At 69.8% G+C, this 23,935-nt stretch carries 22 protein-coding genes and 1 pseudogene; 12 read left to right on the top strand and 11 right to left on the bottom strand.

The window, feature by feature from the left end:
- Positions 1-29 precede the first annotated feature (29 nt).
- Entirely contained in the window at positions 30-1,103 is a 1,074-nt protein-coding gene (locus tag ACLZN2_RS19215) for a zinc-binding dehydrogenase (RefSeq protein WP_416979708.1), read from the top strand.
- 394 nt (positions 1,104-1,497) lie between these two features.
- Here ACLZN2_RS19215 and ACLZN2_RS19210 read toward each other — a convergent pair.
- Together ACLZN2_RS19210 and ACLZN2_RS19205 are read right to left on the bottom strand one after the other, a co-directional pair.
- Positions 1,498-1,998 (bottom strand): annotated as a pseudogene (locus ACLZN2_RS19210) (amidohydrolase family protein); the annotation flags it as partial.
- Entirely contained in the window at positions 1,946-2,380 is a 435-nt protein-coding gene (locus ACLZN2_RS19205; RefSeq protein ID WP_416979707.1) for an amidohydrolase family protein, read from the bottom strand. The gene ACLZN2_RS19205 and the pseudogene ACLZN2_RS19210, both read right to left, overlap by 53 nt.
- Positions 2,381-2,685: 305 nt before the next feature.
- Here ACLZN2_RS19205 and ACLZN2_RS19200 point away from each other — a divergent pair, with 305 nt between their 5' ends.
- The 5 genes from ACLZN2_RS19200 to ACLZN2_RS19180 all read left to right on the top strand — a co-directional run bounded on the left by ACLZN2_RS19200 (position 2,686) and on the right by ACLZN2_RS19180 (position 8,056).
- Positions 2,686-3,459, top strand: coding sequence for an ABC transporter ATP-binding protein (locus ACLZN2_RS19200; RefSeq protein ID WP_416979706.1), 774 nt, complete (start codon positions 2,686-2,688; stop codon positions 3,457-3,459).
- Entirely contained in the window at positions 3,459-4,259 is an 801-nt protein-coding gene (locus tag ACLZN2_RS19195) for an ABC transporter permease (protein ID WP_416979705.1), read from the top strand. Before ACLZN2_RS19200 ends, ACLZN2_RS19195 begins: the two co-directional genes overlap by 1 nt.
- Before the next feature lie 20 nt (positions 4,260-4,279).
- Positions 4,280-5,671 carry a sensor histidine kinase gene (locus ACLZN2_RS19190; RefSeq protein WP_416979704.1) on the top strand — a complete coding sequence of 464 codons (1,392 nt, stop codon included), beginning with the start codon at positions 4,280-4,282 and terminating at the stop codon, positions 5,669-5,671.
- The gene (locus ACLZN2_RS19185) at positions 5,668-6,330 is read left to right on the top strand and encodes a response regulator (protein ID WP_416979703.1); all 663 of its coding nucleotides are present in this window, start codon (positions 5,668-5,670) and stop codon (positions 6,328-6,330) included. Before ACLZN2_RS19190 ends, ACLZN2_RS19185 begins: the two co-directional genes overlap by 4 nt.
- A 100-nt stretch (positions 6,331-6,430) precedes the next feature.
- Positions 6,431-8,056: a CocE/NonD family hydrolase gene (locus ACLZN2_RS19180; RefSeq protein ID WP_416979702.1), complete on the top strand. Its 1,626-nt coding sequence runs from the start codon at positions 6,431-6,433 to the stop codon at positions 8,054-8,056.
- Between the two features lie 7 nt (positions 8,057-8,063).
- Here ACLZN2_RS19180 and ACLZN2_RS19175 read toward each other — a convergent pair whose 3' ends face one another.
- Positions 8,064-9,530, bottom strand: a complete 1,467-nt coding sequence (locus ACLZN2_RS19175; protein ID WP_416979701.1) for an alpha/beta hydrolase domain-containing protein — start codon at positions 9,528-9,530, stop codon at positions 8,064-8,066.
- 89 nt (positions 9,531-9,619) lie between these two features.
- On the opposite strand from ACLZN2_RS19175, the gene ACLZN2_RS19170 reads away from it, so the two are divergent.
- On the top strand, positions 9,620-10,276 hold the full coding sequence (locus ACLZN2_RS19170; protein ID WP_416979700.1) for a response regulator transcription factor: 657 nt from the start codon (positions 9,620-9,622) through the stop codon (positions 10,274-10,276).
- Positions 10,277-10,915: 639 nt separating this feature from the next.
- Here the strand turns inward: ACLZN2_RS19170 and ACLZN2_RS19165 are convergent.
- From ACLZN2_RS19165 to ACLZN2_RS19135, 7 genes are all read right to left on the bottom strand, one after another.
- Positions 10,916-11,563 carry a hypothetical protein gene (locus ACLZN2_RS19165; RefSeq protein ID WP_416979699.1) on the bottom strand — a complete coding sequence of 216 codons (648 nt, stop codon included), beginning with the start codon at positions 11,561-11,563 and terminating at the stop codon, positions 10,916-10,918.
- Positions 11,560-12,099, bottom strand: a complete 540-nt coding sequence (locus ACLZN2_RS19160) for a TIGR03618 family F420-dependent PPOX class oxidoreductase (RefSeq protein ID WP_416979698.1) — start codon at positions 12,097-12,099, stop codon at positions 11,560-11,562. The genes ACLZN2_RS19165 and ACLZN2_RS19160 overlap by 4 nt, the downstream gene beginning before the upstream one ends.
- Positions 12,096-13,520, bottom strand: a complete 1,425-nt coding sequence (locus ACLZN2_RS19155; RefSeq protein ID WP_416979697.1) for an FAD-binding oxidoreductase — start codon at positions 13,518-13,520, stop codon at positions 12,096-12,098. Before ACLZN2_RS19155 ends, ACLZN2_RS19160 begins: the two co-directional genes overlap by 4 nt.
- A complete protein-coding gene (locus ACLZN2_RS19150; protein WP_416979696.1) occupies positions 13,517-14,473 on the bottom strand; it encodes a fumarylacetoacetate hydrolase family protein in 957 nt (318 codons plus the stop codon). Before ACLZN2_RS19150 ends, ACLZN2_RS19155 begins: the two co-directional genes overlap by 4 nt.
- Before the next feature lie 36 nt (positions 14,474-14,509).
- On the bottom strand, positions 14,510-15,712 hold the full coding sequence (locus ACLZN2_RS19145) for an NAD(P)/FAD-dependent oxidoreductase (protein WP_416979695.1): 1,203 nt from the start codon (positions 15,710-15,712) through the stop codon (positions 14,510-14,512).
- Positions 15,713-15,765: 53 nt separating this feature from the next.
- Positions 15,766-16,302: a VOC family protein gene (locus tag ACLZN2_RS19140; protein ID WP_416979694.1), complete on the bottom strand. Its 537-nt coding sequence runs from the start codon at positions 16,300-16,302 to the stop codon at positions 15,766-15,768.
- Between the two features lie 193 nt (positions 16,303-16,495).
- Positions 16,496-16,657: a hypothetical protein gene (locus tag ACLZN2_RS19135; protein ID WP_416979693.1), complete on the bottom strand. Its 162-nt coding sequence runs from the start codon at positions 16,655-16,657 to the stop codon at positions 16,496-16,498.
- A gap of 284 nt (positions 16,658-16,941) precedes the next feature.
- On the opposite strand from ACLZN2_RS19135, the gene ACLZN2_RS19130 reads away from it, so the two are divergent.
- From ACLZN2_RS19130 to ACLZN2_RS19120, 3 genes are all read left to right on the top strand, one after another.
- The gene (locus tag ACLZN2_RS19130) at positions 16,942-19,128 is read left to right on the top strand and encodes a LuxR C-terminal-related transcriptional regulator (RefSeq protein WP_416979692.1); all 2,187 of its coding nucleotides are present in this window, start codon (positions 16,942-16,944) and stop codon (positions 19,126-19,128) included.
- Positions 19,129-19,238: 110 nt separating this feature from the next.
- Complete coding sequence (locus ACLZN2_RS19125) at positions 19,239-19,427, top strand: hypothetical protein (protein WP_416979691.1); 189 nt, start codon at positions 19,239-19,241, stop codon at positions 19,425-19,427.
- Between the two features lie 91 nt (positions 19,428-19,518).
- Positions 19,519-20,838 carry a PucR family transcriptional regulator gene (locus tag ACLZN2_RS19120; protein WP_416979690.1) on the top strand — a complete coding sequence of 440 codons (1,320 nt, stop codon included), beginning with the start codon at positions 19,519-19,521 and terminating at the stop codon, positions 20,836-20,838.
- Here the strand turns inward: ACLZN2_RS19120 and ACLZN2_RS19115 are convergent.
- Positions 20,820-21,347: a flavin reductase family protein gene (locus tag ACLZN2_RS19115; protein ID WP_416979689.1), complete on the bottom strand. Its 528-nt coding sequence runs from the start codon at positions 21,345-21,347 to the stop codon at positions 20,820-20,822. The two genes, ACLZN2_RS19120 and ACLZN2_RS19115, sit on opposite strands and share 19 nt — an antisense overlap.
- Positions 21,348-21,533: 186 nt before the next feature.
- Here ACLZN2_RS19115 and ACLZN2_RS19110 point away from each other — a divergent pair, with 186 nt between their 5' ends.
- Together ACLZN2_RS19110 and ACLZN2_RS19105 are read left to right on the top strand one after the other, a co-directional pair.
- A complete protein-coding gene (locus tag ACLZN2_RS19110) occupies positions 21,534-22,790 on the top strand; it encodes a CaiB/BaiF CoA transferase family protein (protein ID WP_416979688.1) in 1,257 nt (418 codons plus the stop codon).
- Positions 22,787-23,704: a hydroxymethylglutaryl-CoA lyase gene (locus ACLZN2_RS19105; RefSeq protein ID WP_416979687.1), complete on the top strand. Its 918-nt coding sequence runs from the start codon at positions 22,787-22,789 to the stop codon at positions 23,702-23,704. The genes ACLZN2_RS19110 and ACLZN2_RS19105 overlap by 4 nt, the downstream gene beginning before the upstream one ends.
- Positions 23,705-23,935 lie beyond the last annotated feature (231 nt).

Raw genomic sequence — 23,935 nt, 5'->3', positions numbered from 1 at the left:
ACAGCCGTCCGCCGGGATCGGAAAGGTCCATGAACACAACTCCCAGCACCACCACCGCGGTTGTCGCCCACGGCGTCGACGACGTCCGGGTCGAGCAGATCGCCGTACGGCCGCCCTGTCCCGGCGAGGCCGTGGTCGCCGTCGCCTACGGCGGCATCTGCGGATCCGACCTGCACTACTGGCGGCACGGCGCGGTAGGGGAGTCCGTCCTGCGGGCGCCGATGGTCCTCGGGCACGAGGTGGTCGGCACCGTCCTGAGGGCGGCGGCCGACGGCACCGGCCCCGCGGCGGGCACCCACGTCACCGTCCATCCCGCCAGGCACGAGCATTCCGACGTCCGCTTCCCCGACGACCGGCCCAACCTCTCTCCCGGAATCCGCTACCTGGGCTCGGCCGCACGCTTCCCGCACACGGAGGGGGCCTTCGCCGCCGAGGTCGTACTGCCCGCCACGATGCTCCGCGCCCTCCCCGCCGAAACCGACCTCCGCGTGGCCGCGCTCGCCGAGCCCGCCGCCGTCGCCTGGCACGCCGTGGCGCACGCGGGAAACCTCCACGGCAAGCGTGTCCTCGTCGTGGGCTGCGGGCCCATCGGCGCCCTCGCCGTCGCGGCGGCCAGACGCGCCGGCGCCGCCGAGATCGTGGCGGTCGACCTCCACGGGAAGCCCCTCGACATCGCTTCCGCCGTCGGGGCCACCCAAACCCTGCGAGCCACCGACACCGAGGCCATCGCCGCTGTGGACGCGGACGTGGTGATCGAGTCCTCCGGCAACCACCGCGGTCTGGCGTCCGCCATCAGCGGCGCGACCCGTGGCGGAACCGTCGTCATGGTCGGCCTCCTGCCGAACGGCGATCAGCCCGTGCCGATCGCGCAGGCCATCACCCGGGAACTGCGGCTCGTCGGCTCGTTCCGCTTCAACGACGAGATCGACGAGGTGATCGCGGCGATCTCCGACGGCTCCCTGCCGATCGGACCGATCGTCACCCACACCTTCCCCGTCGGCGACGCGCTGGAGGCCCTCGCCGTCGCCTCCGACGCCTCGATCTCGGGCAAGGTGCTCCTCTCCTTCCTGGACGCAGCCGAGTCCCGAGCCGAGTCCCGATGAACGGGCCGGCCGGCCTCTCCGGACTCCCACCGAATGTGCGCAACGCCGGCCACGCCTTCTCCGCCCTTGCGATGGCCGCGCACAAGAGGTGCTGCCACCGTCCTCGCCTGGGCCGAGGGCGGCTCACCTCCGGGGCCGTGTCGACCGGCCCGGACCAACCCCGGCGACATCATCACCCTCGCCCTCGACACCTGGCCGCGTGGGTCTTCATCATGCTGCAAGGGCATGGTGCTCGGGTGAAGCATCGGGGACTACTGTCCTGGCCGGCCAAGTTCGTCCACCAGGGCCTCGGGGCTTGTCCGCCCGGGCCGCCCCAGTATCCGAGCCGAAGCCCGCGCACCGGCCTGTCCAGCGTCCTTGACCACCACGTCAGCGTAGGAGACCAGGACTTTCATCACAGTCCGAACAGCGTTGTCGCGTCGTCGTGGCACACGGCTCGCAGCCACTCCGGCCCGAGACCCAGCCGCTCCAGTGCGTGGAGCTGATGTGCATACGGGTAAGGGATGTTGGGAAAGTCGGAGCCGAGCAGGATGCGATCGCCGAGCCCGGCGAGCCGGGGCAAGGCATGGCCGGGGAAAAGCATGAATCCCTCGATGAAGTCGGTGAACGCCACGGTGGTGTCCAGCCGGACCTGCCCGTACCGGTCGGCGAGGCCGAGGAACTCCTCGTACTCGGGCATCCCCAGGTGCGCGACGATCAGCCGCAGCTTCGGGTGTCGCGCCAGCACCTGTGCGATCGGCTCGGGGCCGGTGTGCTTGCCAGGCGCGGCCCCGGAGCCGCAGTGGATCACCACGGGGATCTCGGCCTCGGACAGCAACCCCCAGGCTCGCTGCAGGAGTTCGTCAGTCGGATCGTACGCGCCGACCTGCACATGCGCCTTGAACACGCGCGCCCGCTTCGACGGCCTCGCGAACGTACGTCTCGACGCCCGGCTCGGGGCAGAGGGTGGCGGTGTGCAGACAGTCGGAGGTGCGGTGGGCGAAGTCGGCCGCCCAGCCGTTCAACCACCAGGCCATGCCGGGCTTGTGCGGGTAGAGCATCGAAGTGAATGCACGAACGCCGAACTCCCGCAGCACAGCGGCCCGTTCCGCCTCCTGCTGCCGGTAGCTGATCGGCCACTCCAGGCCGCCGGTCAGCGGCCCCTGCCCCTCGAAGTGGTCCCAGACCTTGTGCAGGACGCGCTCGGGCATGACGTGCGTGTGGACGTCGACCAGTCCGGGAAGGCCGAGCCGCTCCCAGAACCGGCGGATCTCACTCGTGCGGCTGACAGGTGCCATACGGTGATCGTTCACGTCTCCCACGATCAGCCCTGCCGAGGGAGGGGGTCCAGCCGTGTCCGCCCAGCGGCGTGAGTGATCGTCACCAGGGCCCCAGCCCGAAAGGCTCTCGAAGTCGCCTCTGAGCCGGCGCGCCACCTGGTACTGCAGTACCGCTCCCGCGTTCAAGGAAGTCCCCCACAGTCCCACGGTCCCTTCCCGATCCGCGCCTAGCTTGGTGTCACGGCCCAGCAGTGGCCGTGGCGCGAGGGCGGGCGGTCCGCCAGTTCGCGTGGACCGATCGGCGCCCGGGAGGACCGGCACTCGTGATCGACGTACAGCGACTCACCAAGCTCTACGGCGACAAGACAGCCGTCGACGACCTGACCCTCACCGTCCGACCGGGCCGGGTGACCGGCTTCCTCGGACCCAACGGGGCCGGCAAGTCGACGACCATGCGCATGATCATCGGTCTGGACCGGCCCACGAGCGGGACAGTGACCGTGAACGGCAAGCGGTACGCCCGGCACGCCGCACCCCTGCGGGAGATCGGCTCGCTGCTGGAGGCCCGGTCGGTCCACCCGGGCCGCTCCGCCTTCGCCCATCTGATGGCCCTGGCCCACACCCACGGCATTTCGCGCCGCCGCGTCGACGAGGTCATCGAGCCGGCCGGCCTCACGAGCGTGGCCCACAAACGGGCCGGCGCCTTCTCCCTGGGCATGGGCCAGCGGCTCGGCATCGCCGCCGCGCTGATCGCCGAGCGACTGGTCGTCGTCGGCAGGGGGCGGCTGCTCGCCGACACCACGGTGGAGGAGTTCATCAAGCAGGCCGGCGGGCGAGGTGTGAAGGTCGCCACCACCGAACCGGAGAGGCTGTGGACCGCGCTGTCGGGTCCGGACGTCACCCTCACCTCCGCCGCCCGGGAAGAACTCGTGGTCGAGGGCATGGACTCACGCCGGATCGGCACCCTGGCCGCGCAGCACGGCATCCCGCTCTACGAACTCACCCCGCAGACCGTCTCCCTGGAGGAGGCGTTCATGGAACTGACCAGTGACACCGTGGAATACCAGAGCGCCACGAACCTTGAGAGGGCTGCCTGATGAGTACGGCGACCGCCCCTTCTCACAAGGTCACCTTTCCGCGCGTCCTGCGCTCGGAGTGGAGCAAGTTCTGGTCCGTACGGTCGAGTTGGGTCACCCTCGGCCTGTCCGTGGTCGTACTGGTGGCGATCGGGGCCACCGCGTCGGCGGCCTACCGCCCCGATACCGCCGGCTCTGGTGGACCGCCCCTCGGCGACAGCCCGGTCGGCCTCGCGCTGACCGGCATGACCTTCGCGGGCCTCGCGGTCGGAGTGCTCGGCGTCCTGGTCTCGGCCGGTGAGTACAGTACGGGCATGATCCGCTCCACGCTGGCGGCCGTACCGAAACGGCTTCCGGTGCTGTGGTCCAAGGGCTTGGTGCTGGGCCTCATCACGGCCGCCGTGAGCTCGGTCGGTGCGCTGGCTGCCTTCCAGCTCGGCGGTGTCGCCCTGCAGGACACGGACATCGCGCTCGCCCTCGGGGACGACGGAGTGCTGCGCGCCCTTGCCGGTGCGGGTCTCTACCTGGGCCTGATCGGGGTGTGGGGCGTGGCCTTGGGCGCGTTGCTGCGGTCCACCCCGTCCGGCATCGCCGTGCTGGTCTCCGTGCTGCTCATCGTGCCGGGCCTGACCTCGCTGCTGCCGGACTCGGTGGGCGAGGCCGTCACCCCGTACCTGCCCGGCAAGGCCGGTGAGGCGCTGACGGCCCTGCACGGCTCGGCGGATCTGCTCTCGCCCGGTGCCGGACTGGCCGCGCTCGTCGGGTGGGCCGTGCTGACCCTGGCGATGGCCGGCGTCCGGCTGACCCGGACCGACGCCTGAACCGAGTGGACGGTATCCAGATGACGACCAGCACGCCGGGCACTACGGGTCCGGCCGACCACCCCCCGGCCGGACCCGGCGGGCCCCCGCCCCCGGGACTGGAGTCGGCCTGGCGGCTTCCGATCGTGGGCCGGCTGCTGGGTGCGCAGGCCCGGGTGCGCCGGATCGACCGCCGGCACCCGTGGCTGTTCGACTCGCTCGTCCTGCCGGTCATCGTCGCCGTGACCCTGCTCGACGCGCTGTTCGGCGGCGACAGCGGCCCGTTCGACACCTCGGCGGCGCACGATGCGCTGACGGTCGGGCTGCGAGTCGTCGTCACCGCCGTCATGGTCGTACCGCTGTGGTGGCGGCGTCGGCGACCGGCCGTCGTCTTCGGCGTCGTCGCCGTGCTCGCCGTGGTGCCGTGGACGCTGGACCTGTGGCTGCCGGCCGCGGCCTGTCTGCTCGCCGCCCTTCACAACCTGGCACTGCACGGGCCGCTGCGATTGCTCGGCTGGGCGACGGCGGTGGCCCTCGTCGAGATGTGCGGGGCGGTGTGGTTCCTGCTTCCCACCGATCAACCGCTGCTGGGGCTGCTGCTCCTGGTCAGCCAGCTGATCGCCGCGATCGCGCTGGGGCTGGCACTGCGCATCCAGCGGGTGTACCTGGCGGCCCTCAAGGAACGGGCGGCCCGCCTGGAGATCGAGCGGGACCAGCGTGAGCAGATCACCGCCGCCGCCGAACGCTCCCGCGTGGCCCGGGAGATGCACGACATCGTCGGGCACAACCTCTCCGTCATGGTCGGCCTCGCCGACGGCGCCGCGTCGCTCGCCACCGGCCGGGACGAGGACACCGCCGAGGCGCTGCGCATGATCGGCGACACGGGCCGGCAGGCGATGGACGAACTCCGTCGTGTTCTCGGGGTCTTGGGCGCGCGGCGGCAGGAAGAGCCCCCGCTCGGCCCGCAGCCCGGCCTCGCCGACCTTCCCACGCTGCTGTCGCGGGTGCGGGCCGCCGGAGTGAGCGTCTCCTACCGGACGGAGGGAGATCTCGTCCCGCTGGGGAGCGGGGTGCAGCTGACCGTCTACCGCGTCGTGCAGGAAGCCCTGACCAACACCCTCAAGCACGCCGGCACGGGCACGAAGGCCGAGGTGACCGTGGCCGTCGTCCCGGACGGCATCCGAGTCGGGGTCGTCGACACCGGCCCGCCCCCGGGGGCGCAGCCATCGCGTCCCGTCGGTGACGGCTCCGGGCACGGCCTGGTGGGCATCCGGCAGCGGTCCGCGATGTACGGCGGTACGGTCACCGCAGGCCCCCGCCCCGACCGGCCCGGCTGGCTCGTGGACGTCACCCTGGAGACGCCGGAGTCCGAACCCGCCGTCGAGTCCACACCTCTTGCCCCTGCTCCGGCCTCGGGAGGCCACGCCTCATGACCACCGTCCTGATCGCCGACGACCAGCCCATGCAGCGCTTCGGATTCCGCATGCTCCTCAAGAGCGCTCCCGGCATGGAGTGCGTCGGTGAGGCCGGGCACGGCGCGGAAGCAGTCCGCATGGCCGCCGAACTGCGCCCGGACGTCGTACTGATGGACATTCGCATGCCCGGCATGGACGGCATCGAGGCCACCCGCCGCATCGTCGCCTCCGGCGGCCGCACCCGCATCCTCATCCTCACCACGTTCGACCTCGACGAGTACGCCCACGCCGGACTGCGGGCGGGAGCCAGCGGCTTCCTCCTCAAGGACGCCCGCCCCGAGGAACTCATCGCCGGCATCCACGCGGTGGCCACCGGTGACGCGGTGGTGGCTCCCCGCCTCACGCGGCGTCTTCTGGACGCTCACGCCCACCGCCTCTTCTCCCCGTCAACGGGCACCGACCCGCGCCTGAGCACGCTCAGCGAACGTGAGCACGAGGTGCTGCTCGCCATCGCGCGGGGCTGGACCAACACCGAGATCGCCGATCGGCTCGTCCTGACGGAGTCGACGGTGAAGAAGCACGTCGGCAAGGTCCTGACCAAGCTCGGCGCCCGCGACCGGGTCCAGGCCGTGATCATGGCGTACGACGCCGGCCTGGTCCAGCCGCGTATCGACTGAACTCCCCATCGCAGCACACCCGTTCGCCGCCGTGTCCCATCGCGTCGCGGCGCGGCGAAGCCTTGCCCCTTTCCACTCACCGACCCGCAAGGACATCCCCATGAGCCTCGCCAGTCATGCCCTCCAGCACCTCCTCCACCTCCCTCCACCCCGCACCCGGCGCCTGACCGTCGAACGCGACCGGCGGGTCCCGATGCGGGACGGCACCGTCCTGCTCGCCGACCGCTGGACACCGGCGACGGGCGGCGACGGGCTGCCCACCGCCCTCCTGCGCAGCCCTTACGGCCGCACCGGCGTGATCGCCACCCAGCTCGCCCGCCCACTCTGCGAACGCGGCTACCAGGTCGTCGTGCAGTCCACCCGCGGCACCTTCGGCTCCGGCGGCGACTTCGACCCACTGCGCCGGGAACGCGAGGACGGCCTCGACACCCTGGACTGGCTCCTCGAGCAACCCTGGTGCGGCGACGGGATCGTCCTCTTCGGCGGCAGCTACCTCGGATATGCCCAGTGGGCCGTCGCCGACGCCGCGCCGGGTCGGGTGAAGGCGATCGTCCCGTCGCTGTCCGAATCGGCGTTCACGCTGGAACAGGTGCGCAGCGACGGCTTCTCGCTGGAGGCACCGTTCGGCTGGGGCGTGCAGGTGGCCGGACAGGAACAGCAGGGCTCACGGCTCGGGCAGCTCCTGGGTGCGGGCAGGGTACGCCGGGCGATGACGACACTGCCGCTCACGGACGCCGACAAGGCCGTCCTGGGCCGCCCGTCCTCCTACTTCCAGAACGTCCTCGCCCATGACGCCACTTCCCCGTTCTGGCAGCCGGTCGACCACCGCGACCGGGTCGCCGACATCACGGTGCCGGTCAGCACGGTCGGCGGCTGGTACGACATCTTCCTGCCCGGCCAGCTCCGCGACTTCCAGGCTCTGCAGAAGGCCGGCCGAGCCCGCGCCCGGCTCACCATCGGCCCCTGGTCCCACGTGTCCATGGGGGCGGGCGCGGTGTCGACCGCCGAGGCCCTGGACTTCGCGCTGCCCCTCGCACGCGGCCAAGAGCCGGCGGAGCGGGCCGCCGTACGCCTGTATGTGATGGGTGAAGAGCGGTGGCGGGACTTTCCGTCCTGGCCGCCGCCCGGGTACGAACCCGAACGGCTGTACCTTCGGCCGGCCGGGACGCTGTCCGCCGAGCCGGCCCCGCCCTCCACACCGGACGGCTACCCCTACGACCCGGCCGACCCTACCCCGGCCGTCGGCGGTGTCCGCATGGCGGTGGGTGTCCGGGGAGGCCGGGTCGACAACCGCCGACTCGAGGCCAGGGAGGACGTGCTGACGTACACCACCGCGGTCCTGGAGGAGGACACCGAGGTGGTCGGAGAGGTGGGCGCCGAGATCTGGTTCAGCTCTTCACTGCCCTACGCCGATGTCTTCGTCCGCCTCTGCGACGTGGACGAGAAGGGCCGCTCGACCAATGTGTGCGACGGCCTGGTGAGCCTCACCCGCGCCGACGCCGTCACCCGGGCCGAGGTGCGGCTGTGGCCGACGGCGTACCGTTTCCGGCGCGGTCACCGTATCCGGGTGCAGGTCTCCAGCGGCGCCTTCCCGCGCTACAACCGCAACCCCGGCTCGGGCGAGCCGAGGGCGACGGCGACCGCGCTGGTCCCCGCCGACCAGTTGGTCTTCCATGACCCGGACCACCCTTCGTCGGTGATCCTGCCGGTGCGGCGGGGAGACTGACGTGTGGTCAGAAGTCGGCGACGGCCTTCGCCTCCTGCCGGAGCTCCCGTGCGTCGCCGGGCAGCAGCCAGCCCTGGCGCTGCAGCCGGTTCGTCTCGCGGGCGATCTGCTTCACGTACGACGTCTTGCTCCCGTAGAGCGACTTCATCCGCTCCTGGGAGAAGGGCTCCTGGGCGCCGGCGCTGGTGCAGATCGAGTAGCGCTGGTCTGTGGAGTTGGCGAAGTAGCGGGCGGTCGGCAGGTCGCTGTAGGTGGTGCGGACACCGCCGAGGGGGATGCCGTACGCGTCGAGCTTCGCGGTGCCGTCGGTGTTGCGCTCGAACTGGGCGGAAGCCGGCGGGGTCTCACGCTTCTCGGACCAGTTCTCCAGGCGGGTCAGCGAGGACTGGAAGGTCTGGTTGAAGGGGAAGCGGCTGACGTCGTAGTCGCAGGCGAAGGGGCCGGTGGTGAGGAAGGCCTCCGGTGTCTGGCCGTAGGCGCGGGCCGCGCGAGGGGAAGCGGTGGAGGCGCCGGCGACCTCGTAGACACGGTAGTTGGGGCCGTCCGGGCGGCGACGAAGCTCCTCCTGTGGCCCGGTCAGGAGCACGATGACCGGTACGTCGAGGTCGCGGACCTTCTGGCGTGGGTCGTCCTTGGCGACGGCCGGTGCGGCGGAGTTGATCGGCTGGTAGTCGCCGGGGTTGCCGATCAGGTAGCCGTCGAAGACGGGCCGCCCGTTCGGCATGCGGATGCGGTCGTGGAAGCCCTCGCCCGTGTACGTCAGCCAGACCGAGGCGGCGAAGGCCCAGCCGTTGGCGTACACCGCCTTGACCCGGTAGCCGTTCAGCGGGTTGTCCGCGGTGCGGGTCTTCAGCAGGGTTCCCACCTGGCTGAGGATGTCCCAGTTCTGCCCGAACTCCGGGAGGCTGAGGGCGTCGTAGCGGACCGGGTCGGCCGTCTTCATGCGCTGCGTGGAGGACGACAGCGCGTGGGTGAGCACGGTGACCCAGGCGTCTCCGTCGGCGAACACCTTGTCGGCGGAGCGGGACAGGCCGTCGAGCCCGGAGGGACCCGCCTCCATGTGCACCTTGCCGGTGAAGTCCCGCGGGTCCTTCGGCATCCGCACCAACACCCGGGTCGTGTACGGCACATCGGCCTGCTTGACGCGCACCTCGCCGTCGGGGCCGTGCTCGTAGACGTTCGCCGTGCCGGAGACCAGGAACTCCTTCTCCGTGTAGTTGTCGGGGAGTTGGAGCTTGCCGCTGTAGTCGATGATCGGGTTGTGGTAGAAGGCTTGGCCGTTGCCCGCCGGAGGTGCGGTGACCGCGGTCGGCAGGGCGGCCGTGGCGGCGGCCACTACGGGCGTGGGTACCGGCGTGGGCGCCGGCGCGCCCGTCACGGTGGAGTTCGCCCCCATCACCGATGTCACTGGAACACCCACCGTCAGACAGGCCAGCCCGATCACCACGCACACACTCTTCTTGGACGTCCTCATCAGGTTCCTTCTCTCCCGTCCCCGAGGTCACCGCAAGTCAATACAGACCCGCATAACCAGGTCGTAACCACAGAAGGGAGAGGTAGCGAGTGCGCGTTCTGATAGCCGAGGGCGAGCGGATCCTGGCCGACTCGGTCGCCGAGCGGCTGCGGCGGGCGGCGTTCGCGGTGGACCTCGTGTCCGACGGGTCGGCCGCTCTGGAACGGATCGAACTGCACGCGTACGACGTCGTCGTACTGGACCGCGACCTGTCCGGCATCCGCGGCGATGCCGTCTGCCAGGCGATCGTCGCCTCCCGGAGCACCGCCCGGATACTGATGGTCACCGCGGCGGCCACCGTCGACGACCGGGTCGAGGGGCTGACCCTCGGTGCCGACGACTGTCTGCCCAAGCCGTTCGCCCTCGCGGAACTGACAGCCCGGGTGCACGCCCTCGCCCGCCGCGCCCGCCCCGCGGCTCCCCCGGTATTGGAACGGTCCGGCGTCCGGCTCGACCCCGCTCGCCGCGAGGTCTTCCGGGAAGGGAGCCAAGTCCGGCTGGCGAACAAGGAGTTCGCCGTCCTGACCGAACTGCTGCTGGCCGAAGGGGCGGTGGTCTCCGCCGAGCAGCTCCTGGAGAAGGCGTGGGACGAGAACACCGACCCGTTCACCAACACCGTCCGGGTCACCGTGATGAAACTGCGCAAGAAGCTCGGGGAGCCACAGGTGGTCGAGACAATCTCAGGGGCGGGATACCGCGTGCGGTGAACGCCTTTGGCAGAGGCGGCCGTCTTGGTCCTGAGCACGATCTCGACGTCGAGGGACTCCGACTCGCTGAAGGTGCGCAGCCGGATATCGGCCTCGTCGAGCGTGCCCGTCAGCAACTCCTTGGACAACGGCGGGGGGTTGTAGGGCTCTTCGCCCTCTGCCGAGGCCAGGGCGATGCGCCGACTCCCTTGCCGCGGAGGGGGTCCACCGCGCGCAGCCCTGCCACCCCGGCGCCGAGGGACGACGACGTTCTTCATAGTTGTTGCTCCCAGGACGCGGCGGCGAAGGCGCCGGCCATCGCCTCCGCGTCGACGAAGGTGCGAAAGCCCGCGACCCGGCCCCGTCCTCGGCGAGAGTGAAGATCTGGATCGCGTCGAGGTTCTTCTGTCCCGCTGAGGTCTGCGGTGCGACCTCCATGCGGGCGGCGGCCTCCGGCCAGTTCACGATGACGTCCACCGGGTTCAGGACGACCTTCACCCCGAGCGCCTCGAAGGTGTCGAAGAGCTGCTCGAAGTGCCGGCGCCCCCTTCGTACGCCGCTGTGCTGAACAGCGTGCGATGCCGGTCGATCACCCGCCGCGCGATCTCGATCTGTCCCGTGGTCACTGCCTTTCGAGAGCGAAGAGTTCGGAGTTCCACCTCAGGCCAGAGGAGTGATGGGTTTCTCGACGCCCACGAGCACCCGGCCGTACGCTTCGGCTGCGATCTGCGGGTTGAGCACTCCATGCCGGCTGGCGACCTCGAGGTCGCGCCAGAACCGCTGCAGTGGGCTGGATTCGGCGAAGCTGCTCGCGCCACCGATGTCCAGCAGGTGCTGCATCGACGTACGCAACAGCCGCAGGATGTTGCGTACGTCCATCTTGGCGCGGGCACGCTCGGCGTAGTCGGGGTAGGTGCCTGCGGCGGCCGCCTCGTCCACCACCGTGGCGACCCGGCGAGCGTGCAGCCACGCGTCGTCGAAGGCGATCTGGGCCTCGGCCCGGCTGCGCTGCACGCCGGCCACCGCGCGGGCGCTCGGTGCCAGCACGTACGCCATCGCCTTGTCCCTGGCGAGGAGTTCGTCGATGTGCTTGAGGGCGCCCTGCACCATGCCGAGCATCGGCGCGGTCACGATCAGGCACAGGTACGGCACGAACGCCGACCGGTACAGGGCTTCGTCGGGGTGCTCGTTGCCGTTGATTCCACCGACGGCCTTGACTACGGAGATGGTTCGGTGTTCCGGCACGACGATGTCGTGCGCGACCAGGGTGTTGGACCCGGTGCCCCGCATGCCGGCGACGTGGCTCATGGGCACTGGTCGCCGAACAGGCCGGCGAGGAAGCCGTTGCCGTTGCTCAGTGCGGTGACCCACGCCGTCGCCCCACAGCCCCGGCCCAGTTCGGCGACCGTCTCGACTAAGGTGCGCAGGTTGTGTTGGGCACCGCCGGACCGCTTCGGTACGGCGAGGTGGTTCAGGTCGGCGTCACGGAGCGCCTGGATGTTCTCGGCGACCACCACCCGGGCCTGTTCCACACCGAGGTACTTCTTGGCCAGCCGGTGGACGTGCTCGAGGGCGCCGTCCTCGACGATCTCGGCGCGGCCGCGCACCGAGAGCCACCGCCAGTGGTTCGCCGGGTCCACAACGGCCGGCGACACCATCGGGTTGCGCCGCAGATTGCGGTACTTGATCCGGTCCTTCGCCGTATTGAACAGCACCGTCTCCCCGTCGGTATCGACCCAGACGGGGGTCAGCTGTGGGGACCCGTCGCGCATCAGGGTCGCCACGATGCCCACGTGTGACTCGCCGAGCAGCGCCAGGTCGTCCCCGGTCAATTCGACGGTCATGTGCCCGCCTTCGCCGGCGCGATGTTCTTGTTGAAACGCAGCATGTTTCCCGGATCCCACGCGGTCTTCGCCTCGGCGAGCCGAGCGAACTTCGCCGGGCTGCCGTAGAGCCCACGAAGCCACTTGGGCCCCTGGTCGACGCTGAGGTTGACGTAGCCGTTCGCCCGCAGGTGCGGCCGCATCGCCGTGCGCACACCGTCGACCCAGGCGACGTAGGCGGCATCGTTCTCCTCGCCGTCCCACTGGCCGAGCGTCTCCCAGAACCAGCCGGCCCCCTCGCGCGAAAAGGCCACGGAATCCTCGGCGAAGTCGTTGCTGATGGCCCCGCCCATCGCCCAGAAGTTGATGATCGTCGGCGGCAGCACGTCAGCGGGTGGCGGCGCGAGCCGGGTGTGCTCCAGGGCGACCGCCACGGCGCCGTCGGTCAGATCGGTCAAGTACCCACCGCAGGTGTGCGCGCGGTGGCCGTAGGGCGCCACCACATCGAGCATCCGGTTGGTCTCCACCCATGTCGTGGGCTGGACGAGGTTGGCCAGCGGTCTGCCCAGCGCGACGAGCGGCGCGACGATGTCACCGGCACGCGCCTGATCACCCGTCCAGACGACCACCAGCAGCAGCACCCACTGGCCGTGCGCCTGTTCGGGGACGGACGGCAGCGGCGGACACGGCGCCATCGAGGCGATCACGCCCAACTCACGTGGAGCGGTGCGCATGTGGTGCGCGAGCCCGTCGAGCACCTGCGCCGCTTCGTCCATCCCGAACACGAGCAGGCCGCTGGTCACGTCGGGCCCCAGTTCGTGCGCCCGGTACTCGAAGCGGGTGACAACCCCCAGATTCGCGCCGCCACCGCGCAGACCCCAGAACAGGTCGGGATTCTCCTCCGCGCTGGCCCGCACCTTCCTGCCGTCGGTGGTGACCACGTCGCACGCCAGGAGGTTGTCGACCGTGGCTCCGAACCGGCGCATCAGGTACCCGACGCCGCCCCCGAGGGTGAGTCCCGCGACGCCCGTGGTGCTCACGGTCCCGGCCGGCACCACCAGTCCGTACCGCTGCAGCCCGCCGTCCAGCTCCCCGAGGAGGACTCCGGCGTCGATCTTCGCCACCCGGGTCCGCGGGTCGACGTCGATCCGTTTGAGCAGTGAGGTGTCGAGCACCAGACCACCACCGGGCATCGCTGTCCCGTCGACGCCATGGCCACCGCTGCGGATGGCGAGCGGGATTCCGGAGTCGGCGGCGAACCGCACCGCGGTGACGACGTCGTCGGCGTCCACGGCCCGCGCGATCAGCGCGGGGTCTTCGTGGGCCAACCGCATGTTGAAGATCGACCGGGCGGCGGTGTACCCCTCTTCGCCGGGCCGCAGTACCGGACCCTGAAAGGTCTCGGGGAACTTCGACAGGATGTCGGCGTGGTTCTGGGTCATCGGGTGCCCTTCCGGGTGGAGGCGGCCTCGACCGGGTTGATCAGCGCACCGAGACCCTTGACCTGTACGGCCACGACGTCGCCGGGTGCGAGGTAGACCGGAGGCGTGTGGCCGGCGCCGACCCCCGCCGGGGTGCCGGTGCTCAGCACGTCACCGGGCTCGAAGGTGTAGTACCGGGAGAGGCGTTCGATGAGTTCGGGGATGCCCACCAACAGGTCGCTCGTGTTGGCGTTCTGCATCACGGTGTCGTTGACCGTGGTGGTGAGGTCGAGGTCTCCGGGATCGCCGATCTCGTCGGCGGTCACGACTGCCGGGCCGAGCGGGGAGAAGGTCGGGAACTGCTTGCCCAACAGCATGTTCATCCAGGCGTACCGGCCATCGGCGGGTGTCCGCGCCGCCGCCAGGCCGTCGAGCGCGTCCCGGGCCGAGACGTCGTTCATGAGGGTGTAGCCGCCCACGTACGACAGGGCGTCCTCGGCGGACACGGCATGACAGGTGCTGCCGAAGACGACGCAGAGCTCGCCCTCGAAGTCGACCTTGTCCTGGAACCGCGCGGGGAGCCGGATCGGTTCGCCGGTGCCGATGACCGAGTTGGGGTTCTTGACGAACCAGGCCAGTTCCTCGGCCGGTTCCTCCCCCATCTCCGCGAGGTGGGACCGGTAGTTCGCGCCGGCGCAGACCATCAGCACCCGCTCGCCGAGAGGAGCCAGCAGCCGCGCACTGCCCGCCGGTACGAGCCGTCCCGCGGCCACGGCAGCGGCCGGGTCCGCAGCGGCGGCGTCGAGCGCCGCGTCGATCTCCTCGAACAGGGCGCGATCGGCGCCCATGAGCCTCGCGACGGTGGGTGGCGTGCGGTCACCGAGTATCGCGGGCAGGCTGAGCACGGCGCCGTCCGGCAACTCGGCGCCGGGCAGCGGGGGCCCGCCGAACGCGGTGTACGTCACAAGTCGCATGGCTGTCCTTCGTGTAGGTGGCGGGTGCGGCCGGGGTCAGGCCCGGCTGTCGTAGTGGTCGGGTAGCGCTGACCACGAAATCCTCTCGGCGATCAATCGCCTGAACTGTCGGAAGGCGACGCCCTGGTCGAACCCGACCGCGCCGACGACCAGCTCCTCGTCGACCAGCACCGCCAGCCAGGAACCGTCGTCTGGACCGCCCCGCAGAAACCGAATGTCCCCACCGTGGGTCGACCCGGCAATCTGCAGTAGCCGGCCGTGCTGCTCGGACCACCGGTAGGGCACGCCGTTGTAGGGCTCGGCGGCGTCGGGCCGTAGAAGGTTCGCTGCGGCGCGCGCTCCCTGCTCTCGGGCATTGGTCCACAGTTCGACCCGAAGGGAGCAGGACCGCCCATGAGGCCAGCGGGCGGCGTCGCCGGCCGCGTAGACACCCGGCACGGCGGTGCGCAGCATCCGGTCGGTCGCCACGCCGTCGGTGATCTCCAGGCCGGACGCCACGAGCCAGTCCGTCGCCGGTGCCGTTCCGACGCCGAGCACGACGACGTCGGCGCTGATCCGGGTCCCGTTGGTCAGTTCGAGCTCCTCCACCCGGTTGCGGCCGAGTAGTCGGGCGACCCCGACATCGCAGAGCATGCGCACACCGTGATCTTGGTGCAGACGCATCAGCGGCGCCGCGAGCGCCGGTCCCAAGGCGCGCTGCAGGGGCAGTGGTTGAATCTCGACAACCGTCGTGTCGAGGCCGCGGGCTCGTGCCGAGGACGCGATCTCACATCCGATGAAGCCGGCACCCACGATCACCACGTGCGGCCTGCCGCGGGCCAGGTCGGCCCGCAGGCCGCGGGCGTCGCCCAGTGAATGCAGCACGTGGACGCCGTCCAGGGAGCCCCACCCTCGCGGACGCACCGGGACCGAGCCGGTGGCGATGACCAACCCGTCGAAGCTGATCCCGCCGTTGTCGGTGCCGATCCGGCGGCCGCCGATGTCGAGGCTGCGCGCCGGCGTTCCCAGCATCGCCTCGATGTCGAAGTCGACGAGTTGGTCATCGGTCAGTAGCCGGATGTCGGACTCGTCCAGGTCGTCGGCGAGGAGTTGCTTGGACAACGGCGGGCGGTCGTACGGCAGCTCGGGTTCGGCGTCCAGGAGCGTCAGGCGACCGTCGTACCCCTGCCGACGCAGGGTCCGAACGGTATGGACGCCGGCGACACTGGCGCCGACGACCACGACGTTGCGCGGCGTCACCTGATCTCCTCTACGGGGTCTCGTCCTCATGACCGGGCGTTGCCCGGCTGCGTTCACCTCGTGGAGCGCAGCCGCGCCGCGAACTCGTCGTCGAGGACGTGCTCCACGGCGTCGGGATCGATGTCGGTCCGGCCGGTGATGTCGCGGCCTTCCGCATAGGTGAAGGCGTAACCGTGCGGGCGGCCGTGCTGGACCTCCCACCAGTTCCCGTCGCGGTCCTGGAGGTAGAAGGAATAGGAGCCGTGCTGTTCCATGATCTTGTTGACGCGCTTGATTCCGTACTTGTCCTTGACCTCGTTGAGCGTCTCGTAGGCAGCATCGACGGCCTCCCTCGACGCGACGTCGATCCCGTTGTGGTCGAGCATGGTCATCGTGCTCGGCGCCTCGGTCTCGACGACGACGTACGTGTGGTCCGTCCCCTTGCGCAGCAGTATCGAGACGGAGCTGAGCTGGACGACTTCGAGGCCGAAGACCTCTTCGTAGAATTCGCGAGAAGCCTGCAGGTCGATACTGGCCAGGGTCCCGTGCGAGAGCATGGCGACGTCGAGCAGCGGCTTGTCCGTACGGTGGCTGATGGTGATCTGCGGCATCGGAATTCCTTGCTCTTCGGTGACACGATTGCGGCGGGATGCGGGGTTGGTTTCTGGGCGCGACCGTCACTTCCAGGCCATCAAGCTCGGGCTGGTATTCGATCTGGCAGCTCAGCCGGGAGCTGTCGCGGCGACTCCCCAGTTCCTCGAGCATTTCCGTTTCGTACTCGTCCGGTTCTTCGAGCTGCTCAGCTCATTCCGGTGCGACGTAGACATGGCAGGTATCGCGCGTGGCGTTCCCGTTGCAGAGTCCGACGATTCCGATCTTGTGCGGACGCAGCTGCCACATCAGCGCCTGGCCCGTCTTCCCGTCGTACTCTTGCCGGGAGCCGTCAGGGCCTTTCACGACGATCATGCTGAGTTCATTTCCTCTCGTTCGGTAAGGACGAGTGACGAATCCCGGACTCGTGGGCTGACACTCCGGTGTGTGCAGGCTCCGGAGCGTTCGTTCGGAATAGGAGCGTGGATCGCTGAGGACAGCTCCCACAAGCGGCGATACCCGCAACGGTGGTGGGGTTCCCCCGCAAGCCGCTTTCGTGGAACATGAGCGGGGCTCGATCTGAACCGAGGTGTGCGATGGTCGCTGATGACCTCCTGCTGCCCCTTCCAGGCGGGGTGCGGACATCCGTTCCTCGGGTCGTGGAGGGATCCGACCGGCTGCTCCGGCTGGCGAAGTGTCTGTTGTCCGCGTCCGACTGGACCCAGTTGCTGTTCTGCGTTGGTCAGGCGTTCGAGAACGTTCCGGAGTTCCGTGGGCGCATCTGGGTACTGGGCTCGATCGACACCGTTGAGCTGGCACGCTTCCCGGTTGACGCGGTGTTGCCGAGCCAGTCGACCGAGGTACTCTCGACTGCCGCCGTAGCTTCCGAGGTGGCCCGTAGGCCGGACGGAACCGTGTTCGTCCCACTGCGGTCGCTGGGTGTGCAGCCCATGCTTCTTGAGCTGCACGGCTTCCCCGATGAGGAGCTGTCTGCGGTCGAGCACGCGGCATGCGTCGTCGCGTCGCGCGCGGCTTACCTCGCCATGGCGGATCCGGACGGCCGTATCATGCCGGCGCACCGCGGGACGGAGGAGGTGGCGCGGGCGGTTCGTGGCTTCTCGACCGCGCTGCAACCGCTCCTCCGGCACGACCGTCTCACGGTTTTCCTCCTGACGGCGGGGGATCGCGCGATCGAGCGCTTCGCGGTTGCCGGCGCCGTACCGCTGCCGGACGAGGAGACGATCTTCCCCATCTCGGAATTCGGACTCCGAGACAGCCTGATGCGGGACCTGCCGATGTTGACCGAGGACATCGCTCGTGACCGCGCGCCGCACAGCAGGGGGGCGCGGATCCTGGCGCGGGCCGGCTTCCGGTCGTCGCTGAGCGTGCCGCTGCGGCTGGCCGATCAACGGCTCGGGATGGTGCAGTTCCTCAGCCGGACCGCCGGCTTCTACTGCCGGCCCGACATCCGGGTCGCCCAGGACATCGCGGACCACGCGGCACCCTTCATCGATCATCTCCGTCGACAGGAGTCGGTGCGACCGGCGGCGCTGCGTGAGGCCATCGAGACGGAGCGGACCAGGTTGGCGCGTGACCTCGGTCGGGTTTCGCAGGGCGTGCTCGTTTCCGCCCGCCAGGCAATCGGCGACCTACTCACCTACGACGGCTCGGTGCCCGGCCTCCAGGGCCCGCTGGCCGGTATCGGCGAACTCCTCGACTCCGCGCGTGCGGAGATCAACGCGGCGCTCGCGGACATCGCCCCGCCCCCGCTCCGCTCCCGGCCGTTCGAGCGGGTCCTGAGGGAGACGGTGGCATCCTTTACCGCCACGTACGGTGTCGCGGCGGAGGTTCGGCTGGCCGGCGATCTCGCGACGCTCTCGATGACGGCCCGCCGGATGGGCCACGGGGTGATGTGTGCCGGGCTGGCCGCAGCGCACGCGGCGGGTGCCAGGCGCGTCCGGGTCTCGGTCACTGTCGACGACGACCTGCTGCTCAACGTGACCGACGATGGGGCACGTGGCCAGCGCCATCTCGACATCCAGACCGCTGCTCGCGGCGAACTGCAGACCATCGCGGAGTGCGCCCAGGCGCTCGGTGGCCGGGTCTACACCGAGTACGAGTCCGAGCGCGGCACCACGCTCGTACTCGACCTGCCCCGTACCCAGCCGATCCGCCGTGATCTTGAGGACGAGCGGTGGCTCGCTGCGGTTCCGGAGAATGAGCCCACCCGCTCCCTGCGGGTGTTCGTTCTGGATCAGCAGGGCGTCCGGCGAGCGGGTCTCACGCACTTCCTCGACGCCCAGCATGAGCTGCGGGTCGTCGGGCACGCCGCGGCCGCCGAGGAGGCGCGACGGTCGCTGGGTTGGCTGCAACCCGATGTCGTCTTCGTGGACGCCGAGGACGAGACGGCCGCCGACACCACGCGCGAGGTCCGCGCGGCCTGCTCGGGAGCCGTGGTGATCGGCCTCACGAGCCGCCCGGGCGCGGGCTTGACAGAGGATCTCGCTGCGGCAGGCATGGCGGGCGTTCTCCGGCAGAACCTCGAACGAGCTGAGCTCCTCGAGTCCGTCACAAGTCTGGTCGCGGGGGGCACAGTGGAAACCCACAGTGGCTCGCCGGGGGAGAACACGGCCGCCGACGCCGCACTCAACTCGCGCGAATGGGCCACCCTCAGGCTCATCGCCGAAGGACTCACGAACGCCGAGATCGGCGCGAAGCTCTACCTCGCCCCCAAGACGATCGAGCGGCATGTCGCCTCCATCGTTCGCAAGCTCGGCGCCCGGAACCGGGTCCATCTGGTGGCGGTCGCGATCGGCCGGGGAATGGTGCGCCCGGCGGCCGACTGACGCTCGAGCATGACGAGCCTGCGGGATCTGCCCTCGCAGCATCGGGTTCTCCCGCTTACTTGCGCGGCGTCGTGGGCCACACACTCGGGTGGTACCCCGAGCGGAGGACCATGAGCACACCGCAGCCCACGAGCGCCGAGGCACAGGCTCGCTCCTTCGACATGTTCAGCGTGCCGCCGACCTGCTTCGACGATCCGCACCACTGGCTGCGGATGTTGCGCGAATACGACCCGATCCACGCCAACGGCGATGGCACCGCCCTGCTGACCCGCTACGGCGATGTCCGGAAGTCGAGCTGAAGGTGCCGGCCATGGCCCGCACCTGACCGGGTAGGACCCGCACCCAGCGGCTCGGGCCCGGGATCGTCACGACCCCAATGGAGGGGACAGCGTGGATATCGCGATTCTGTCTGCAGCGCCGCCCGTGTGGGTTCGGCGGCTCAAGCCGCAGGCAACCCACAGCGCCACACCCCAGAGGCACTTCACCGACGATGTCGAGACACGCAATCGGGTCGGCGAAGGGGCCTGGCGATGGGCGATCGAGATGGGCCGGCGGGTAGCCACCGAGCTCGCGCGGCTGCATCCGGAATTTGCCCTGCCCGGAGATCCGGTCCGTCCCGCACCGACCTTCCTCAACGGCGTTCAGGCAGGCGCGGTCCGCGTCTTGCTGTCGGTCGCACTCAACGAGCAGCGCGGACTGATGACGAGGGAGAACCAGCTCGCGAATCAGGAGTTCGTCCGTATGGGGATCCCCTTGCCCACGGTGCTCCAGGCAGTCCGGACCGGCCCCACGTGGTTCGTCGACGCGTTCCTGGAGCAGATCGAGATCCACGCACCGGCCGACCAGCGCCCGGCGGAGATGCGTCGCGTCGTCCCGATCGTGCTGGCGGCGTTCACCGATTTCACGACCGACATGCAGGAGCGCTACCTGGCCGAACGCGCCCAATGGGCCACCGGCGTCGCAGCCAACCGTCGGGAACTGATCCGTCAGTTGGTCGCCGGCCACAGCCTCGACCTCGCCCAGGCATCAGTCACCCTGGACTACGCGCTGGCGGGCACACATCGCGCCTACATCCTTTTCTGCCCCGATCCTCCTGCCCCCGCCGTGCTCCAGCGCGCGGCCGCGGCCTTCACGACGCAGTTGGGCACCGCGCCGACGCTCGTCGTCCCTGTGAACGAACAAGAGGTCTGGATCTGGTACGCCGGTGAGCCCGCGCAACCAAGACCTCCGGCTGCGGCCAGGACCGGTGCGCCGCCCATCCGGGTAGCGTGTGGCCGTCCCGGCCCGGGTTCGGAGGGCTTCCGCATGAGTCATCTGCAGGCCCTCGAGGCGATGCGGCTGGCCCGGCATGACGTGGCCGCACCCGCCGAAGTGGATTACGCGGACGTCGAGGTCGTCGCCCTGCTCACGGCGAACCCGGAGCTGGCGCGACGCTTCGTCGAGGACACCCTGGGCGAGCTCGCACAGCCGACGGCCGAGATGCGCGAGGTCCGCGACACCGTCGCCTGCTATCTCGCCGAGAACGGCAGCCTCGTCCATGCGGGCAACCGGCTCTACGTCAACCGGAACACCGTGGCCTACCGGCTGTCGAAGGCCGAACGGCTCCTCGGCCACCACGTCAAGAGCCGTCAACTGGAGCTTCGCTGTGCGTTGGCGGTCATGCAGTTCCTGGAGAACGAGGCGCTGACCGTTCATGCGACCGTTCCATAGGCACCGCGCCAGAACACCAGTGGCTCAGCGGACCGGGCGTGCACCTCCATCGACTGCACCTCACCAATGACGATCACGTGGTCACCGGCTTCGCGTTCGGCCCAGATCCGGCAGTCCAGCCAGGCCATGGTGTCGCTGAGGGATGGTCCGCCCGGCCTGCGTCCCCATGAGCCGGCCCCGAAGCGGTCCACCCCGCGCATGGCGAAGGTCCGAGTCAGCTCGGCATGATGGCTGGCGACCACGTTGACGCAGAAATGGCCGCCTGCGCGGATGAGCGGCCAGGTTGACGACGTGAGCACCGCGCAGATCGACACCAGTCTCGGCTCGAGCGAGACCGACGTGAAGGAATTGCAGGTCATTCCGACCGGACCGTCCGCCGAATAGGCGGTGCCGAGCACAACACCCGTCGGGTACTCCGCCATGACCCGGCGCAGATCGGATCCGAGTTCCGCCCGCACGCTGCCGCCCTGATCGGCCGGTCCGGTGACAGTCGCCCCCTCAGAGGTCATCCGTCTCGTCCCTTCCTTTGCATACACCCGAAAGCGAGAGAGAATTGCGCACTTGGAATTCTGCGACGGGCGCCAATCTAAGCGGCGCCATAACCGGAGTCACGAGGCCCGCGAACCAAACGAAACGGTCCCAGCCTGGGCCGGCGGCTGGTATTCACGCCACCACATCTCATTGATACTGCAGGCATGGCGACGAACGTATCGCTACCCCTGGCGGGTATTCGAGTACTTGAGCTCGGCAACTATATCGCCGCACCGGCCGCAGGCCGGTTGCTGGCCGATTTCGGAGCCGAGGTCGTAAAAATCGAGAGACCGAAGACTGGAGACGAACTGCGGAACTGGCGGCTCTATGCCGGCACCACGTCGATGCTCTACCGGACGATCAACCGCAACAAGAAGTCGGTGGTCCTTGATCTGAAGACGGCGGACGGTCGCGCGGCGGCACTCGGCCTCGTTGCCCGCTCCGATGTGGTCCTGGAGAACTTCCGGCCCGGCACACTGGAGGCTTGGGGGCTCGGCCCTGCGGAGCTGGACGCGGCGCGTCCGGGCGTCGTCGTGGTGCGGATCTCCGCTTTCGGTCAGACCGGACCGATGTCGGACCGTCCTGGCTTCGCCGCCGTCGCCGAGGCGGTGGGCGGCCTCCGTGACCTGGTCGGCGAACCGGACCGTCCGCCATCCCGCACCGGCATCTCCATCGGGGACTCCCTCGCCGGCCTCTATGGCGCGTTCGGCGCCGTGATGGCGCTCTACCGCCGCGAGTCCTTGAGTGGGCGCCCGCACGCGCCGCTTGCCGAGCGGGTGATCGATGTGGCGCTCAACGAAGTGGTGCTCTCGGTGACGGAGTCGCTCGTCCCCGACCATCTTGCCCACGGGGTCGAACGCACCCGCGTCGGCGGACGTGTGGAAGGAATCGCCCCCTCCAACGCCTATCCGTGCGCCGATGGCACCAGCGTGGTCATAGCCGGAAACGGGGACGAGATCTTTCGTCGGCTGATGCGCGCCATCGGGCGAGCCGATCTCGCGGAGCGCCCCGATCTGACGGACAACGCCGGGCGGTGGGAACGACGAGACGAACTGGACGAGCAGATCGCCCACTGGAGCGCGTCCCTTCCGCAGCGGCAGGTACTCGAAACGCTCGCAACCGCTGGGGTGCCGGCCGCTCCCATCTACAAAGCCGCCGACATCGTCACCGACGCCCAGTACCGGGCGCGCAACATGATCCAGTATTTCGACGTCGACACCGGGGCCGCCGAGCCGCAGCGGGTCGGCTTCCCGGGGATCGTGCCCGTGCTGGGCGGGGCATCGCTTCCCGTCCGGAGTCTGGGTCCGGACCTCGGGGAACACACCGCCGAGGTCCTCGAAGAGTTCCGCAAGCACGACAGCGCCGACCGCGACACCGCCTCGGAGGCAGACGAATGGGCCGGGATCGAGGTGCCCCGATGACCGTACTCGTGCGGGACGTGACACTGCGCGACGGACTGCAGCTGACCGGCAAGACGCTACCGGTCGGCGTCAAGGTGCAGGTGGTGCGGGAACTGCTCCGGATCGGCCTGCCGGCACTGGAGGTCGGCTCCCTGGCCCGCCCCGATCTTGTGCCGCCGCTCGCGAACACCCTGGAGGTCCTCGCCGAGCTCACCGATGAGGAACGCGACCGGTGCTGGATCTGGGTGGCGACACCCGGCCAGGTGCGGCGCGCGATGGACGGCGGCGCCCGGCACGTCCAGTACTGCCTGTCGGTGTCCGACGCGCACAACCTGGCCAACATCGGCAGAGACACCGAGGCGAGTCTCGCCGCCATGCCCCAGGCCGTGGAGAACGCGCTCGGCGCCGGCGGCAGCATCCAGTTGTGCCTGGCCACCGCCTTTACGTGCCCCTTCGAAGGCCCGGTCGACCCGAACCGGGTCATCTCGATCGCCCAGGACCCCCGGACGGCCGGCGCCGAGGACATCGTCGTCTGCGACACCCTCGGTCAGGCCGTTCCGGCGGAGGTGACCCGGCTCATCCGTAGGCTTCGGACGGAGGCCCCTGCCCGCCGCACCGTGTTCCACGGACACGACACCTGGGGACAGGGCGTCGCCAACACTCTCGCCGCCGTCGAAGCCGGCGCGAGCATGGTGGACGGTGCGCTCGGCGGCCTCGGCGGGTGCCCTTTCGCCCCCGGCGCCAGCGGAAACACCGCGACTGAGGACCTGCTCTTCGCGCTCCGCCCCCACTGGCTGACGCCGTCGATCCTGGAACAACTGACGCGACTCGGCGAGGACCTCCTGTCCGAACTGGGCGAGCCGAACCGGTCGCGGTCAGCCCAAGGGGTGCGATCGCAGGCGACCGCGTTCCCGTGGACGGCAGGACCGCGGTGAGTGGTGTGCCGCGCGCCTGGATGCCTTCCGTGAGCGAAACCGGAGTTCGCCGCGCAGGCGGTACTCGAACATCCCGGTCAGAACGAGAAGTCGCGCAACGGGCGCTGGCCTGCGGGCCCTTCCTCGTGGACGGCGCGGTGAGGCCGTCCCTGTGGATGACCCCCAAGAAGGCGCGCACAGCCGCATTCACCGGGGCGTCCACCGGCGCCACGGAACCAGCTCTCGCCGCGC

The organism is Streptomyces sp. T028, from assembly GCF_048159505.1.
Classification (GTDB): domain Bacteria; phylum Actinomycetota; class Actinomycetes; order Streptomycetales; family Streptomycetaceae; genus Streptomyces.
The sequence above is the reverse complement of the archived record's forward strand: the minus strand, read 5'-3'. Positions and strand labels throughout refer to the sequence as shown.

Bases quoted from the DNA above. Each gene is read 5' to 3' on its own strand.
- ACLZN2_RS19215 (WP_416979708.1), top strand. From the start codon at position 30: ATGAACACAACTCCCAGCACCACCACCGCGGTTGTCGCCCACGGCGTC.
- ACLZN2_RS19205 (WP_416979707.1), bottom strand. From the start codon at position 2,380: ATGGCACCTGTCAGCCGCACGAGTGAGATCCGCCGGTTCTGGGAGCGG.
- ACLZN2_RS19195 (WP_416979705.1), top strand. From the start codon at position 3,459: ATGAGTACGGCGACCGCCCCTTCTCACAAGGTCACCTTTCCGCGCGTC.
- ACLZN2_RS19190 (WP_416979704.1), top strand. From the start codon at position 4,280: ATGACGACCAGCACGCCGGGCACTACGGGTCCGGCCGACCACCCCCCG.
- ACLZN2_RS19185 (WP_416979703.1), top strand. From the start codon at position 5,668: ATGACCACCGTCCTGATCGCCGACGACCAGCCCATGCAGCGCTTCGGA.
- ACLZN2_RS19180 (WP_416979702.1), top strand. From the start codon at position 6,431: ATGAGCCTCGCCAGTCATGCCCTCCAGCACCTCCTCCACCTCCCTCCA.
- ACLZN2_RS19175 (WP_416979701.1), bottom strand. From the start codon at position 9,530: ATGAGGACGTCCAAGAAGAGTGTGTGCGTGGTGATCGGGCTGGCCTGT.
- ACLZN2_RS19165 (WP_416979699.1), bottom strand. From the start codon at position 11,563: ATGAGCCACGTCGCCGGCATGCGGGGCACCGGGTCCAACACCCTGGTC.
- ACLZN2_RS19160 (WP_416979698.1), bottom strand. From the start codon at position 12,099: ATGACCGTCGAATTGACCGGGGACGACCTGGCGCTGCTCGGCGAGTCA.
- ACLZN2_RS19155 (WP_416979697.1), bottom strand. From the start codon at position 13,520: ATGACCCAGAACCACGCCGACATCCTGTCGAAGTTCCCCGAGACCTTT.
- ACLZN2_RS19150 (WP_416979696.1), bottom strand. From the start codon at position 14,473: ATGCGACTTGTGACGTACACCGCGTTCGGCGGGCCCCCGCTGCCCGGC.
- ACLZN2_RS19140 (WP_416979694.1), bottom strand. From the start codon at position 16,302: ATGCCGCAGATCACCATCAGCCACCGTACGGACAAGCCGCTGCTCGAC.
- ACLZN2_RS19135 (WP_416979693.1), bottom strand. From the start codon at position 16,657: ATGATCGTCGTGAAAGGCCCTGACGGCTCCCGGCAAGAGTACGACGGG.
- ACLZN2_RS19125 (WP_416979691.1), top strand. From the start codon at position 19,239: ATGAGCACACCGCAGCCCACGAGCGCCGAGGCACAGGCTCGCTCCTTC.
- ACLZN2_RS19115 (WP_416979689.1), bottom strand. From the start codon at position 21,347: ATGACCTCTGAGGGGGCGACTGTCACCGGACCGGCCGATCAGGGCGGC.
- ACLZN2_RS19110 (WP_416979688.1), top strand. From the start codon at position 21,534: ATGGCGACGAACGTATCGCTACCCCTGGCGGGTATTCGAGTACTTGAG.
- ACLZN2_RS19105 (WP_416979687.1), top strand. From the start codon at position 22,787: ATGACCGTACTCGTGCGGGACGTGACACTGCGCGACGGACTGCAGCTG.